Below are 16,292 nucleotides of genomic sequence, written 5' to 3' on the forward strand. Positions count from 1 at the left end.
TTAAAAGTTAGAAAGTTGATGGTTAGAAAGTTTTGATTAGGCCACAGAGTGGTTTAGAGATTTCCGATGAAAGAAGGCAAAGCCTGTCAAAATTTGTCTTATTGATTTTTTCAACTCAAACCCCAACAAAAGCATCGCTCCTACTTCGCCAGGCGAACCTTTGGCATAAAAAAGAAATTGCCTAAACTCATTGTTCGTTCTTCGCTCAAAGCCCTCTGCGATATTATTCATGATAGAAACTAAAGCTCTTTCGATCTGATTCTTAACACCAAAAGCACCCTGAGTTCCGAATAGGCTGTAAATCTCTACAGTCAGTGCTTTGGCCGTTTGCCAAGAAAGAATATCCTCAAACCGTTCGATTTTCATATCAGCCCCTTTTCACTTTATGACTTTATACTTTCCACTAGCGGCTTCATTTCCTGCTGCAGCTTCAAAGCCTCTTCTCTCGCCTTGTCGGCAAAGTCCTCACCACTAGACGCATAGATAATGCCCCGTGTCGAGTTGATCAAGAGGCCACATTGGCTATTCATGCCATACTTACAGACTTCCTGCAAATCCCCCCCTTGGGCTCCTACGCCTGGCACGAGCAAGAAATGGTCGGGTATCGTCTTGCGAATATCTGTGAGGTACTCTGGGCGAGTGGCTCCTACTACGTACATCATATTTTGGTCACTCCCCCACGTTTTGGAAGTCGCTAGGACATGCTGGTAGAGGGGTTTACCGTCCGCTTCGAGAAACTGAAAATCCTTGCCTCCCTCGTTGGAAGTCACCCCGAGCAATATCACCCATTTGTCCTTGAACTGGAGAAATGGCTTGACCGAATCTGACCCCATATAGGGAGCCACGGTCACCGAATCAAAATCCATGTTCTCAAAAAAAGCTCTGGCATAGAGCGCTGAGGTATTGCCTATGTCTCCCCTCTTGGCATCTGCAATGGTAAAAATCTCGTTGGGAATATAATCTATCGTCTTTTCGAGGGATTCCCAGCCTTTGGCCCCCATAGCCTCGTAAAACGCAATATTGGGCTTGTAGGCTACCGCCAAGTCTTTGGTGGCATCTATGATCTGCTTGTTGAACTCAAAAACGGGGTCCTCACTCTCCAGTAAATGCGAGGGGATTTTGTTGATATCAGTATCCAGCCCTACGCACAAAAAAGATTGCTTCTGCTGAATCTGCTCGAAAAGAAATTCTTTGGTCATGGCGCAAAAATAAGGATAGCTAAATCAAAAATTAGGGATTCACAGTTCTAATTAAAATAAGTAATTTTGCAAGCTATGGATTCAATATTGATACGGCCGAAAAATCAAAAAGAACTGGACTACATCGTAGAGTTGCTCCAAAATATCGGTGCGGCCCACAAAACAGTCAGCGAGGAAGCTACTGAAGAATTTGAAATGGCCATGATGATGAAAGCCGCCATCAGCACGACGGGGATCATTCGAGAAGAACGGGCAGCCAGCCCACTATCCGACCTACAAAAGGAGCTATTGAACCAAAGTGACGAGGACATCAAAAACAAGTTGATCGTCACAGATATGAAAATCCAAACCGAAGAAGAAGAATGGTTAAATCAGTAATCTGGACCCTCACTGCGCGACAAGCCCGTCAAGACATCTTAGAAAAAATATATCAACAAACCGGAGACAAAGAAGAGTGTCGCAAGTTCACGCTACTCCTCAAACTCCACCTCAAATACATCGCCAAATACAATTTTGCAGGCATCGAATCAGAGTACCCTAGCACGCGAGAGACCACCTGTGGAGAATATCGACTCTTTTATAAAATCCGCTCAGGATCGATCAACATTACCGGACTATTCGAAAGCGAGAACCAGTAGTCTGTGCGCCTCGTCTCTCATCCCATACTGTGCAACTACTATGTCACCTACCGCTGCAACGCCCAGTGCGGCTTTTGCGACATCTGGGAACGCCCCTCTCCATACGTCACTAGAGAACAAGTAGAAACCAACCTGAAATCCCTCAAAAAACTTGGCGTCAAAGTCATCGACTTTACTGGAGGCGAGCCGCTTCTACACCGAGACATTGACCATTTTTTTGCATACGCCAAAAAAATGGGCTTCATCACCACACTCACCACCAACGGGCTCCTCTACCCCAAGTACGCTGAAAAGCTACACCACAACGTCGACATGCTACATTTCAGCCTCGATACCGCAGACAAAACTCAGCACGACACCATGCGTGGAGTGCCGTGCTACGATCATGTCATGGAGTCCATCCAAATTGCCAAATCCCTAGGCGAACGACCAGACATCCTCATGACGGTCTTCGAAGACAATATCGGAGAGATCGAAAAGCTATATACCGACATCTGCTTGCCTCATGACCTGGTACTGATTCTCAATCCGTCCTTTGACTACAACGAAGTAGAAACAGGTACAAGTCTTTCGGAAAAATCCCTCCAAACCTTGACACGCTGGGGCCAGAAAAAAAACATCTATCTCAATCAAGCATTTATCCAGCTCCGCCGTGACGGTGGCAACCAAACAGACAGCCCTGTCTGCAAAGCCGCCAGTACGACACTCGTCATCAGTCCAGAAAATGAACTACTACTCCCCTGCTACCACCTCGGCACCAAGGGATTTCCGATTGGGAGCAACCTCGAAGAGGTCTATCGGTCTACAGAAGCCCAAAAGCTCGTAGCTCTAGAAGGACGTCTGCCCGAATGCCAAGGCTGTGCCATCAATTGCTACATGCAGCCCAGTTTCGCGACCAATGTCAACAGATACTTTTGGTCTGCACTACCCAGTACGATAAAATACAATTGGATCAAGGGCACGTGGAAGTCACTCATTCCCTAACCACTCATAGTAATCCTAAAAAAGGCAGCATTTCTCTTTTCCATCCAATGCACAAATGAGGTATATTTGTACGCTAAGTTACTTTAGGGTACCAAGCCCAACGAACTTCAACCGACACATAACTAGACTTATCCATGCTAAAATCCCTCCAATATACGCTGATCGTTTCGATGATGCTAAGCATCCTCGCATGCTCTGACAAAGACCCTAACCCCAACAGCAAAAACACCCCTCCGACGGCTCATGCAGGTAGACTTCAAAATGTAGCCACTGGCACACAAGTCACGCTGGATGGCTCAGGGAGTACCGACGAAGACAGAGACCCACTCAGCTTCAGCTGGTCGATGGCCTCCAAACCAGAGAGCAGCAGCGCCAGCTTATCTGCCTCCAACACCTCTCACCCGACATTCACTGCGGATGTGGACGGAGAATACACCATACAACTCATCGTCAACGATGGAACGGCAGACAGTAGCCCTGCTATCGCAACAGTAACTGCCACTTCTGGTAATGTCACCCCTGTAGCTCATGCAGGCGCAGATCAAAATATCACGGCAGGCACGGAAGTCAACCTGGACGGATCTTCTAGTTCAGATGCAGATGGAGACAACCTTACTTTCGCATGGACCATCGTCACCAGTCCTACGGGTAGCACGGCAGCCTTGTCAGAAGCCTCAACCTCTCATCCCACGTTCACTGCAGATGTAGATGGCACCTACCTTGTCACTCTACAGGTTCATGATGGCACCATCACTTCGGTTGCAGACACAGTACAAATCACCGCCACACATACCGATCAAAACGCCCTACCCATCGCAGATGCGGGAGCAGACCGCAGCGTACATACTGGCACCCAAGTCTCCTTAGATGCTTCGGGCAGTTCGGATGCCGATAGCAACACCCTCAGCTACAGCTGGCATCTGTCATCCGTGCCTGCAGGGAGCTCGGCTTCACTCAACGACACGACATTAGTCAACCCGATGATCACCCCGGATATCGAAGGAGCGTATGTCCTTTCGTTGGTAGTCAATGATGGTACAGAGAACAGTGCGCCCGATTTTGTCACGATCCAAGCCACTACTTTTTCCGCTAAGGAGCAACTCATCAATATGGGAATAGACGCTTCAGACGCCGATTACCTAATTGCCAATCACTCCGATGATGTCCAAACTGTACTCAATGATCAGGATCGGATATTCAAAGACATGCCTGCACTTGACAATATGTTTGCTCTACCGTCTGACCCAGCAGCTGCGGCGTTTGCTGACCCTCAGATGACCACTTGGTCTAACGAGAACAAGGTCAAGTTCCAAAAAATGTTTGGACGTTTTGTATTTGTCATCAACTCTCCCAAATTCATGACCGCCTTCAATACGAACATAGGCCTGCTCAACCCTGCCTATCAAGGACAAGCACCCGCAGTGCCTTTCCCTACCAACTACAGTCAGTTCAGAGCAGATGCCAATGCGGCCTTGATCAAAGATCAGTACCAGTACAAATTCTTTATCTCCAATAGAGAAAGTTGGACTGCCTGGGGACAAGCTGGTCTGCACCTCAAGGTAGAAAACATCATGTTTGGCCCACCTACCGACGGAGCTCCACACAATACAGAGGCACTGATCCTGCACGAAATAACACACACCTGGGGCTATGCCCATGATGGACCCGATGCAGAGGTCACACTCAAGCCCAATAATATCCCGTACTATGTGCAGTTCCTAGTAGGCAATAGCTACAAGGACCCTGCTGCGGCACCTGTATGGAACACCCCTGATGCATTATTGACTATTTATTTTGGCAATCCGTAAGCCTTCGACTATTCCTAAATTTGTGAAAAATAACACTCACGTCTTGCCTTTGAGCTTAGATTAACAATTATCTGTATATGCTGCTCAATACATTCAGCTACCATCGATTCTTTGCCTTCTTGGTTTTTAATCTCAGCAACAAGGAAGGAGATCACTTAGTAACCATTGCTAGTCGTCTTGCTTTGTATTTTGACTTTGATAAGGCTTTAATCAACAAAGCTAAAGAGTGCTTATATTGACTTTAAAATGGGTATCATTAAATTAGAATACTCTACACTGATTTAGATTTCAATTGTGTCTGCAATTTTTCAACCCAATGAATTACATGAAACGTTCTTCGTCGGATTTTTAGAAAAAACCTATTTGAGTATGTTCTCAAAACACAACAATCAACTGGCTCTGGGAGCCCTCCTTTTATTTTTACATTTAGGACTGACCCAAATTCAGTCTGAAAAAGGAGGATTATACACTTGTTTTTCTGGCACTACTGTGGGCCAAGTCAAACTAGACCCAACAGTGCCATGCAATGCAAAAGAGTCATCAATCAACCAAATCACATTACCTGCCAATAAAAAGAGTGCTACAGTCAAGCTGATCAATTATACCTCACATTTACTTATAAGTAACCCACCCACTTTAGGTTATAACCATAAACTACATGAGGGGTCCGTATTTCAGTCAAGCAGAAACTTGGGCCAGCAGAAAGCCCACAAGCCGTTTCTAAAATGGCAACTGTAAAAAATCCAGTACTCAAAAAAGCGATAAAGACAAGCAATGTATGGCATTAAAAACAACGAGGAAATACCTCCAAAGAAGGACAGCCAGCCTCGCGAGCTCATTATTTCACACCTTAAATAATAATTAATGTAGATGAAAACTTCAATTTGCACTCGATTCATCAAAGCAGCGGCACTTCGGTCAGGAGTGTTTGTTGTGTTGTTCTTTCAGATGTCCGTGCTTCATGCACAGGAACTCAATGTTTATTTCGCTCTGGGTGGATTTCATCAATCCTTTCAAGATACGCGATTTTCGGATTTGCAATACGGCACTTGGTCTATCAAACCAGAAATTGGCTTTAATAGAGAAACAAAAAAAAGTATTATCACGACAAGAATTAGTGCCTTTTTCTACCAAGATGAATTCAAGCCAACAGGTGAAAAGCCGGTAGCGGTAGTGGGCTTCAATGGGGGCATCTCCTACCTTAGAGGTCTTCATGAAAACTGGTACCTGGGTGGTTCATGGGATATTGACTACTACAGCAGAGATAATGAATATCTGGAAAACGGTTCTAACTTTTACAGAACAGCATCTGACTGGTTTTTAGCTGGGAGATATCAAACCAAACTGAAAAAGCGATGGCCCGTTTACTGTTCACTTCAGTATAGCCTATTTGCCTTGATAAATTCTGCACCTAGCTTCACTGCCAACTTCCCTCAAAAAGTAGTCGATGAGGGTGGAGTCAGTTTTCAAGATGCCAATAGCCGCAATCCATGGTACTTAAAAGACTTTCAAATGCATGGGTTTTGGGACCACCTATATATTAGGATGAGGTTTGGAGCTGCTTTAAGCAAGCGCTTTGGCTTGGAATATTCCTGGGACATGAGACACTATGCTTATCAAAAGGGATATCCCATCACCACGGGGCTTCATACTATTATGATCCGATGGAATTTCATTCACCGACCTGAACATTACTAACTATGAAAAATCTGCTAAGAATTAAAGTGTTTGTTGTCGCTGTGATACTTTTTATGTCATGCGAAAAAGTGTTCATGCATCCAAATACTGATGGAACAAATAAGGCTGTATTTGAAGAATATGCCAAAATAAGCATAGAAAAATTCGGTCTGGAGGAAGTAAAAGGGATTGACTTGAGACCTTTGGTTGATTCCATTCGGCCATTAATCAACGAAAGTCTGAGTGAACAAGAACTCTTCAATTTGATGTCTATTATTACACTTCGGATGCAAGAGGGACACACCAACCTGACAGGATCAGATGACATGTATACATCCTATTTGTATTTTGCCGGTTATCCTGTAGGAGGCAATTTTTCGGTAATCCAAAAATACTATGGAGAGGAAAACAATCCTACCGTACGTAAGATTGCGCCTCCTGAATCATTATGGGAAATTGTCTATGGATTCCTTCCTGACCACCCCACTATTGGTTTTATCCAAATTCTAACATTTGACATGGAAGTCAGTAATAGCGAATTGGATGAAATGATGGAATATTTAAGTAGTGCAGAAGGAATTATCATAGATGTCAGGAGCAATCTTGGTGGATACATAGAACTAGGTGCAAGGATGGCATCCAGATTTACCGACGAAGTGGTTCCATTTGGCACCATATATGTCAAAAATGGGCCAGAAGCTGACGACTTTGCTCCTACAAAAACAACCCTTACCCCCTCTGATGGGCCGCATCATTTTACCAAACCAGTTGCTGTGCTTCATGATCGTATCACCTTCAGTACCGGATCGCTGTTTTCTATCATGATGTACCACATGGATCATGTGACCACCCTAGGTATTCCGTTTGGAGGGGGAACAGGAGAAATCATGGATGGCATGTTGCAAAACGGATGGATTTATACTATCTCCACTGCCAATTTTGTAGACGAAATGGGAAGACCAACTGACAATGGAATCGAACCTGATATACCTGTTGTGATAGACCCTGAAGACACAGTCCACGATGCGATAATCGAACGAGCAATTATGGAATTAAAACAAGGATAACCCTCTAAATATTTTAGCATATATACAAACATCAAATAGCACTAAACTATGAGACATCCCATCCGAAACCCCAAGAGTAAAAAAAGAAACTACTCCTTCTTTTTCATGTCATTCTTTTGTCTACTTGGCTTTGGTGCCACAGCGCAGGACAGCACGTCAGAAATACTGTCTGAATACAATATCACATTAGAAGACATCACCCGAAATGTACAACCAACTTCAAAAGCATATTCTTTTGAATTGAAGTGTAACACGCCTGACCCGCAATACCCTACCGTTTATGAAGCTAACTATAATCCTAACCAAAAACCAGCTTGGCAAATGACTAGTTGGAATGGAAAAAAGCCAGAAAAATATGCCACAGCCATTTTGAAGGATGTGGTAAAAAAATCTGCAAAGGATCCAGTCAAAGTGAATGAGTCTTCCTTATCTGTGAAATCAGAGGGAGGCTATGCAATCATATCATTCAGGCTAGACCCGAATACTGTACCTAAGAGATACATGTACTTGAAAGACTGTGATGGCAAGGCATACATCAACACAGAATCGGGTCGGTTGGAAAAAACAGTTTGGGACAATTATAAGCCTACGCGAAATGCCATAGTTAAAGTCAATAAGCTACATGAGGAAGTGATGTTTACTTATCAGGACGGGGATTACTTGGTGATAAAGGAGACCCAATTCATGGGAGGAAGTGTAAAAACTAGGGTCGGCGAAAAGAGCGGTGAGGCCAATCAAATTATTTCTTACTCCAATTATCAAAAGGTTCCATGATTACCAGATATCATTTTCGAACCCTATGCTAAAACTAGAAACATGATCAATTTCTATTTGGCAGGCATTTCAACCATAAAAACAATAGATTTGTAGCCTTAAATTGGGTTTATCAATCTAATTATTACTGAATGTTCATTATAGACTTGTATATCTAAATTCCTCCTACTACTTGACCCTACACATATGCCCAGAATTTACTTATCAATTTATACCACTATGAATTTAAGAGTATTCCTACTTTTACTATTTTTTTTAATAAATACAGCGATCGTTTCTGCCCAAACCGTCATGGAAGTGGAGCCGAATAACACTACTACCAATGCGACTCTCATAGATCAAGGTTTTGCGACCTATCAAGGAACCGTAGCTGTTGACGGCTCAGATACCGACGTGTGGGACATCATTGTGCAAGATGCACAAGGGAAGATTGAACTTACCATCACAGATTTGGCAGATGTATCATCCGTCACTGGCGGAACTGCTGATGGTATAACTTTTGGGGCTTGGATCGTCGTTCAGAGTGGTGGAATTACAGGAAGTGACCATTTACTCCCTGGCACACATACCTACACCTGGGATCCCAGTAGGGGAGTAGTCAGGTTTAGAATTGTAATAACTGCAAACAATAGCTTACCAACATTGGCTTCATTTTTTCCGGGTATTCCAGACCCAATACCATACTCCATCACCTTTGGAAGTGAAACAACCATCACGCTTGACGCAGCCCCTCCTACTGGTCCTTCCATCTCTCCCGGTGGCGTATCAGGCAGTAATCTTTGGCTGGCCGCAGACAAAGGAGTTACCAACAACGGTGGAGCACTTACAGCCTGGGATGATCAGACAGGTACCAATACCTTCACCTCTACGGGAAATATTGAAAATGTACCGCAGGCAGTCAATTTTAACCCCACCAACTCCATAACCAATGGAAGCAATAAGAGCGGCCTACCGGCTAACCGATTGGATGGCAATACTGAGATTACTATCTCCGAGGCTTATGCTGTATATAAGTTTCAAGACCAAGGCAATGAAGGCGTGATCCTTGGCGGGCAATTCCCGGTGGGGTCTGGTGGTGGAGTGGCTGTATTTGCCGGTTTTGCCAGGGTTAGAGGGTTGACATCAGATGGTACCAATGCTTTGATGTACGGCAGTCACGACCAGACATCCACATTTTCCATCACCAATCTGGACTTCTCGACAACAGACCCTCGGGCTACTAGCCGGATCAATGGCAACAATGTAGTGGTACAACCTATTTCAGGTGGTGATTTCTCTGATATACAATTTACCCCAATGATAGGAGGCTCCAATAAAGGAAGCAGTAGCAACTTATCGCACATGAACGGCCAATTGGCAGAGTTGATTACTTATCCCACGAGCCTGTCTGGTGAAGATAGAAAAAAAGTAGAATCCTATCTGGCCATAAAATATGGGATCACCCTAGACCCATCGGTCAGCCAATACCTGGCTTCTGACGGTACAGCCGTCTGGAATTATACTAGCTATTGGCATGATGTGTTTGGCATTGGGAGTGACTCAGATAGTGGACTCGAACAAGCTTCGTCCAACTCGATCAATACAGGCAGTGGCGATGGTACTGGGCAATCTGGTAAGGGAAACATTGTGATCAGTAATGCCTCTTCGCTGGAAAATGGCGACTTCCTGATGACTGGTCATGATGGTAGTAATCTGACCTTTGGTAGCTCCAGTCAGCTAGCGCGAAAATGGAAAGCGAAACGAACCGCTGATGTAGGCACAGTAGATCTGAGCTTCGATCTTCACGGCTTGACCTATACCGGGAGTGTTTCCAGCGATTTCAAAATGCTGATTGATGCTGATGGTGACGGGAATTTCAATACAGGCACAACTACCAAAGTAGTGCCTGCAAGCTTGAGAGACAGCGTACTTCAGTTTACCGGGGTGAATCTGCCTGATGGCGCGGTGTTCACCTTTTCAGACAAATCAGTGCCTGCTTTTGTTGCCTCCACGGATGAAACGCCGAATCGCATCATTGTGAATCCAAGCTTTGAGACTGGAAGTATAGTGCCTCATGCAGCAGTCGAATATCCACAATCGCAGGCAGGGGACAGCCCCCAATTGGACGGTTGGTACACCACACATCCTGATTTTTTATTTAGAGGTACGAGTTTAAAGAAAAGTCCTATCGAACATTGGAGATCTGGTAATCAAGGGGTGCCAGCCAGTGATGGTGATTATTTTGTGGAGCTAAACGTCAGCGAATCTTCCAGACTATATCAAATTGTTTATTTGGTCAATGGCGAAACCATAAACTGGAGCTATGCACATCGCGCCAGAGTAAATACAAATGAGACGGTTGTTTATGCGGTCTATTCAACAGATGGAAACACAAAAGTCAAAGAAATAAACAGACACCAAGCGACTAGTACGTCAGCTTGGGATGATGTCACAGGATCGTTTGTTTGGAATCTGCCGACAGGCATCTATCAAATTGGGTTTGAATCTACAACGTCAGGCGGGACTGGCAATTTTCTTGACAATGTCACCATAGGACTCAAAGCTTTTGTAGAATTCAGTAGAGATACCATCCGCCTTTCTGAAGGTGGGGCTATCGCCCCATATTTCTTGGTCAATGGTCAGGTGCAAAGTACATCCTCTTTTCAGGTAACTGTTAGTTCTGGGGATGCTGTGGAAGGTACCGATTATCAATTTGCCAATAAGACCAAATCTATTCCTGTAGGAAATTATGGGTTGGCTGATTCAATTTCACTCGATTTCGATATCATCGACAATTCGATACCTCAAAACAACCGCACCATCGTCTTAAATATTTCCAATACCTCTGGTGATGTAGATCAAAGAGACGCCAATTCAGATGGGATCTATCAGCAGACTCTGGTAGTGATCATCGAAGATGACGATGCGTGCAAAGATCCTGGCACAGACGGTACACTTTCTTTCTGTGCTACCGGTGCTACCGATATTGATTTATTTGCTGGATTACAGGGTACCGTAGATACGGGAGGCACTTGGTCAGATGATAGCACTTCTATGGTAAATTTAACAGATGCATCTAATGTGGATTTTTCTAGTTTGGCAGAGGGGACTTATGGTTTCACTTACTCCTTCCCCCAATCAGGGATTTGTGCTGCACACCAGGCCAGCGTCGCAGTGACGATCGAGCGAGCCTTCCCTGCAGGCGAAGACAATAGCATCGATATTTGTAATACTGAAACTTCTGTTGACTTGTTTTCTCATTTGGGAGGTTCGCCTCTCACAGGAGGAAATTGGGTGCAGGAGACAGGCACTACTATTGATATCTCTGACCCTGCGGATGTGGACTTCTCTGGGGTAGCGGCTGGCAGCTACACCTTTGACTATGTCCTGGCCAAACAGCCCACCTGTGATGGAAAAATAGCGTCTGCTCACGGTCGTGTTACAGTGAACGTCGGCAAAGATCCGGACCCGGGAGATTTCGGAACTGTAACCGCCTGTACAGATAAAATCATTGACTTAGTTGCTTCTCTAGGGGGTACACCTGACGCTGGTGGCTACTGGACAGACGCAGACGCCACCGGGGTAGACATCAGCGATCCAACCAATGTAGATTTTACATCTATTGCGGCAGGCAGCTACGAATTCGGTTATTTTGTCAACGGGACAAACGGATGCCCCACCAATGCTACCAACGTGAAAGTCAAAGTCGATACAGACTTAAATCCAGGAACGGCGGCAACAGACTATGTATGCAATTTTCATGGATATACCATCAATTTGATTGGAAATCTAGGAGGCTCAACTGATCAGGGAGGCACATGGGCGGACACGGATGGTACGGGTGTTTCGCTGGCTAAGCCCAATGAGGTTTCCTTCGAAGGGGTCGCTGCTGGTGACTATGTTTTTACTTATACCTTATCTGGAGATGCAGACTGTTCGGATCAATCTCAAACCGTAACTGTGACAGTCTATGAGACACCAGATGCGGGCGCAGACAAAGCAGTAAGTATATGTGAAGGGGGTAGCTCGACCATTCTTAATCTCTTTACTTCACTGGGAGGTTCGCCCGATGGAGGAGGTACCTGGACAGATGTTGACAATGCGGGAGTCACGCTAGGTGATGGTACAGCGGTAGAGTTTGATGGGATTGCTTCAGGACAATATGATTTTCAATATGAGGTGAGCAACTTTTGCCATACTGAGAGTGCCATCGTTACAGTCAATATCGACATAGTAGCCCACCCCGGTAGCAACTCAAGGAGAAGTATTTGTGAAGGAGGTACTGCTGACATAACCAAATTTTTGTTGGGTAATCCTGATGCCGGTGGTACCTGGACAGAAACTTCACCGGTAAGCTCTGGGGCTGACATCTCGGATATCACCAGTGTATCTTTTGCGGGAGTCGCACCGGGTGACTATGAATTCACTTATACCTTAGCGGGTGATGGATCTTGCCAGGATCAGTCTGCAATAGTATATCTGAACATCATGACCCAGCCTGATGCAGGTACAGATGGAAACATCACAGTATGTAATGGAAACACTACACCCATCAACCTGTATGATCAACTGGGAGGGACACCCGATGCGGGTGGGGAATGGCATGACATATCTCGTGCGGCCGATTTTGTGAGCGGCGATTTGGCTAGCTTCTCTAATACCGCAGCAGGCACTTACAGATTTATCTACATCGTCAATGGCAGTGATCAGGTCTGTGGACCATATGGCAGTTCGGTGTACGTAACCGTAGAAGATGCTCCCAATGCTGGCACTGACAGCCACATAGCCGTATGCGATGGTGGCACGGGTACAGTCAAAGATTTGTTTGGCTCCTTGGGTGGCAGCCCGGATAATGGAGGTACTTGGACAGATTTGGATGGGTCAGGAGCGGATATATCGGACCCTACAGCCGTAGAATTCAATGCCATAGCAGCTGGCAACTACAATTTCAGATATGTATTGACAGCCGCAGGGTCTTGTGCTAATGACACTTCGGTAGTGAGTGTTACAGTCGACCAAGACCCAAATACAGGCACGAATACCAGCAAAACGATCTGCAATGGGATGGGTAATGCCCAGTCGATAAATTTATTAGACCAAATGGAAGGCTCACCGGCCACTGGGGGTACTTGGGCCTTTACTAGCACCGAAACCTTCGATATCAGCGATCCTACGCAAGCCAATATCTCAGGAGCGAGCGGCACCTACGAGCTGACCTACACGATCAGCGGCACGGGCACTTGTTCAGATGCTTCTTCCACTTTGACATTGGAGATCGAAGGGGACCCGTATGCCGGCGACCGTAGTCAGGTCAATAGCGTCTGCACCTCAGGTAGTACAATAGTAGACCTCACTGCGTTGCTGGGTAGTTCGGTAGATACGGGTGGCACCTGGTCAGATGTTGACGCTTCAGGTATAGACTTAACTGACCCAACGGCGGTAGACTTTGCCGGATTAACCGCCGGAGACTATGACTTTAGCTATACGGTGACCAACACCTGTGGTACGGATGTAGCAACCAATACGATAACAGTAGTAGCCGCCAGCGATGCAGGAACGAACGGTACACTCGCTGTTTGTAATGACGACACAGCAGTCAATCTATTAGCAGCATTAGGCGGAACACCAGAAACTGGCGGATATTGGTCTGACAACAGCAGCAGTGGTATTACTTTGGGAGACGGGACAAGTGTAGACTTCAGCAACTTGACGGCTGGACAATACACCTTCAGTTACCAAGTCCAAGACAGTCCTTGTGCTCCAGATGTAGCTACAGTGACTGTGACGGTCAACAGCCTTCCCTATGCAGGAGTGGACAACACAGTACTGCTCTGCAATGCAGGGAACCTCACGGTAGACTTCACCACCGCCATACAAACAACAACCTCCTTAACTGCCGAATGGACAGACACCAACAATACAGGAGTAGATTTGAGCGATCCTACATCCGTGGATTTCACTGGAGTAGCCAACGGCACCTATGCCTTTGTTCATACGGTAACAGGTCAAGGCAATTGTACCAACTCCTCTGCTACTCTGACCGTTCATATCAATGAAAACGGTAATCCTGGCATGAGCGCTAGTATCAATTCATGTAGCGGATCGACCATCGACTTGCCGAGTGCTATAGGTGTACATGACCAAGGAGGCACATGGTCTGATGACGACAACACAGGTGTAGATCTGTTTGATCCTCAAAACGTAGTACTCACCAATCTCTCAAGTGGTAGCTATGACTTCACCTACACCTTGAGCGCCACCAGCGGCTGTAGCAACGGTGCTTCGACTACAGTCACGGTAGTTGTCGATAGAATTTCTGATTCGGGACAACCCAATAGTATTTCGGTTTGTGATGCTTCCAATGTCAATCTTTTCACTTCCTTAGATGGCACCCCTGATACTGGAGGCTCTTGGGTGGAGTCCACTAATTCTAATGTAGACTTTACCGACCCTACCCATGTCGACTTTTCGGGAGTATCAAGTGGACGATACGAATTTTTCTACATACAAGATGCTCCAAACTGTACAGCTGTAGCTACTCAACTCGTTGTAAACATAGGGCAAACCATCAATGCTGGTACAGATGCACAACTCGACATCTGTGGAGATAACTCTACCTACAATTTGGTCACACTTTTGGATAATCCTGACCCAGGAGGAAGTTGGGTGGATACGGACAACTCAGGCATAGATCTAAGCAACCCTGAATCCGTCACATTCACTGGCGTATCGGGAGGCAGTTATCGAATCACCCATACCCATGCAGGCGAAAACGGTTGCGCAACTTCTCAGGCAGTATTGACAGTCAAGATAGCCGAACCCGCCAATGCAGGAACCAACAATGTCCTAGCACTCTGCGGCACTGAGACGACTACCGTAAACTTCTTTGCCCAGCTAGGCGGATCACCTACAGCGGGAGGTGTTTGGTCAGACATGAATACCAGCGGAGTATCCCTAACCGACCCTACACAGGTCGACATATCTGCTTTGACAGCTGGTAACTATCAGTACAATTACACAGTCAATAACGCCAATACCTGTACACCAGCAGTGGCGACACTAACCTTGGAGATCAGTACACAAAGCAACACAGGTATACCTGACATACCTAGCATAGAAGCTTGCAATGGTGCCAATGCCATCGTCGACCTGACAGCTAACCTATCTACTGGCTTTGACATGGGAGGTGTATGGACTGTCAATGGGCAAACAATAAGTGACCCCACGCAGTTCGATGCCTCAGGTTTTGCGGTAGGCTATTATGAGGTGAATTATGATTTCCCTGCCAATGGTACGTGCTCGACAGCTAGCGCCAGATACAACATCAATATACTCGAAGGAGTAAGTGCCGGAGACCCCGGATCCTCTGCACTATGCAACGATAGTGGTCCAATCAGTTTGTTTGACATCATCGCTGGGAGCTACAATACGGGAGGAACCTGGACTGAATTGACCTCTTCTGGAGCAGACATCAGTGACCCTACGGCTGTTTCTTTCCAAGACATAGACGCGGGGACTTATCAGTTCCAATATGAAGTATCCAGCAACGGCAACTGTAGCGGCGATGACCTCAACACAGTCACAGTCAACCTATCCAACCAACCGTCGGCTGGACAAGGCAACTCAGTCACCGTTGGGCTCGGAGGGCTCACTTATTTCAACTTACTGGACAGCTTGCAAGGCAATCCTGATAACAATGGAGTATGGACAGATGACTCAAACTCAGGAGTCGACCTCTCTCAACCAGATAGTGTCAACTTCGCTGATCTTCCGGACGGAGCCTACTCCTATATCTACAGCATAAGTGCGGATCCAGTATGTACACCAGCTGCCAGTATTCTCAACGTCAGTATCAACCTCCAAGCAGACGAATCGAAGGTCGAACCGCTAGAAGGTTTCTCACCAAATGGAGATGGCATCAATGACACTTGGCAAATCCAATACATCGATCAGTATCCCAATAACCGGGTTCGGCTTTACAACCGATGGGGACACCTCGTCTTTGAGATGAAAGGGTATGACAACAACACCCGTGTCTTCACAGGACAATCCAACAACGGCAATGGAATCGGAGACAATTTGCCCGACGGCACCTACTTCTACTTGATCGAGCTCGGAGATAGCTCTACAGCAATGAAAGGATATATCACGATAGTCAAATAAGAA

The 16,292-nt window shown here is 45.8% G+C and carries 9 protein-coding genes and 2 pseudogenes; 9 read left to right on the forward strand and 2 right to left on the reverse strand.

From position 1 onward, the window contains the following. Nucleotides 1-36: 36 nt before the first annotated feature. Complete coding sequence (locus BFP72_RS13250) at nt 37-366, reverse strand: four helix bundle protein (RefSeq protein ID WP_099599589.1); 330 nt, start codon at nt 364-366, stop codon at nt 37-39. A 17-nt stretch (nt 367-383) separates the two neighbouring features. Further along, nucleotides 384-1,199: an orotidine-5'-phosphate decarboxylase gene (gene pyrF, locus BFP72_RS13255; protein WP_099599590.1), complete on the reverse strand. Its 816-nt coding sequence runs from the start codon at nt 1,197-1,199 to the stop codon at nt 384-386. A 75-nt stretch (nt 1,200-1,274) separates the two neighbouring features. Here pyrF and BFP72_RS13260 point away from each other — a divergent pair, with 75 nt between their 5' ends. From BFP72_RS13260 to BFP72_RS13300, 9 genes and pseudogenes are all read left to right on the forward strand, one after another. Beyond that, nucleotides 1,275-1,577, forward strand: coding sequence for a hypothetical protein (locus BFP72_RS13260; protein WP_099599591.1), 303 nt, complete (start codon nt 1,275-1,277; stop codon nt 1,575-1,577). Continuing rightward, nucleotides 1,562-1,837, forward strand: a complete 276-nt coding sequence (locus BFP72_RS13265) for a hypothetical protein (RefSeq protein WP_099599592.1) — start codon at nt 1,562-1,564, stop codon at nt 1,835-1,837. The genes BFP72_RS13260 and BFP72_RS13265 overlap by 16 nt, the downstream gene beginning before the upstream one ends. Before the next feature lie 3 nt (nt 1,838-1,840). After that, the gene (locus BFP72_RS13270; RefSeq protein ID WP_099599593.1) at nt 1,841-2,821 is read left to right on the forward strand and encodes a radical SAM protein; all 981 of its coding nucleotides are present in this window, start codon (nt 1,841-1,843) and stop codon (nt 2,819-2,821) included. A gap of 173 nt (nt 2,822-2,994) precedes the next feature. Then, nucleotides 2,995-3,282 (forward strand): annotated as a pseudogene (locus BFP72_RS19460) (PKD domain-containing protein); the annotation flags it as partial. A gap of 36 nt (nt 3,283-3,318) precedes the next feature. Next, nucleotides 3,319-4,629, forward strand: a pseudogene (locus tag BFP72_RS13275) (PKD domain-containing protein); the annotation flags it as partial. Nucleotides 4,630-5,499: 870 nt separating this feature from the next. Next, nucleotides 5,500-6,327, forward strand: a complete 828-nt coding sequence (locus tag BFP72_RS13285; protein ID WP_099599596.1) for a hypothetical protein — start codon at nt 5,500-5,502, stop codon at nt 6,325-6,327. Nucleotides 6,328-6,329: 2 nt separating this feature from the next. After that, nucleotides 6,330-7,373 carry a S41 family peptidase gene (locus tag BFP72_RS13290; RefSeq protein ID WP_099599597.1) on the forward strand — a complete coding sequence of 348 codons (1,044 nt, stop codon included), beginning with the start codon at nt 6,330-6,332 and terminating at the stop codon, nt 7,371-7,373. Nucleotides 7,374-7,421: 48 nt separating this feature from the next. After that, a complete protein-coding gene (locus BFP72_RS13295; protein ID WP_099599598.1) occupies nt 7,422-8,147 on the forward strand; it encodes a hypothetical protein in 726 nt (241 codons plus the stop codon). A 219-nt stretch (nt 8,148-8,366) separates the two neighbouring features. Beyond that, nucleotides 8,367-16,289: a gliding motility-associated C-terminal domain-containing protein gene (locus BFP72_RS13300; RefSeq protein ID WP_143520074.1), complete on the forward strand. Its 7,923-nt coding sequence runs from the start codon at nt 8,367-8,369 to the stop codon at nt 16,287-16,289. Nucleotides 16,290-16,292: the final 3 nt, after the last annotated feature.

Source organism: Reichenbachiella sp. 5M10 (assembly GCF_002742335.1).
Lineage (GTDB): Bacteria > Bacteroidota > Bacteroidia > Cytophagales > Cyclobacteriaceae > Reichenbachiella.

Coding starts and splice junctions, on each gene's coding strand:
- BFP72_RS13250 (WP_099599589.1), bottom strand. CDS start 366: ATGAAAATCGAACGGTTTGAGGATATTCTTTCTTGGCAAACGGCCAAA.
- pyrF (WP_099599590.1), bottom strand. CDS start 1,199: ATGACCAAAGAATTTCTTTTCGAGCAGATTCAGCAGAAGCAATCTTTT.
- BFP72_RS13260 (WP_099599591.1), top strand. CDS start 1,275: ATGGATTCAATATTGATACGGCCGAAAAATCAAAAAGAACTGGACTAC.
- BFP72_RS13265 (WP_099599592.1), top strand. CDS start 1,562: ATGGTTAAATCAGTAATCTGGACCCTCACTGCGCGACAAGCCCGTCAA.
- BFP72_RS13285 (WP_099599596.1), top strand. CDS start 5,500: ATGAAAACTTCAATTTGCACTCGATTCATCAAAGCAGCGGCACTTCGG.
- BFP72_RS13290 (WP_099599597.1), top strand. CDS start 6,330: ATGAAAAATCTGCTAAGAATTAAAGTGTTTGTTGTCGCTGTGATACTT.
- BFP72_RS13295 (WP_099599598.1), top strand. CDS start 7,422: ATGAGACATCCCATCCGAAACCCCAAGAGTAAAAAAAGAAACTACTCC.
- BFP72_RS13300 (WP_143520074.1), top strand. CDS start 8,367: ATGAATTTAAGAGTATTCCTACTTTTACTATTTTTTTTAATAAATACA.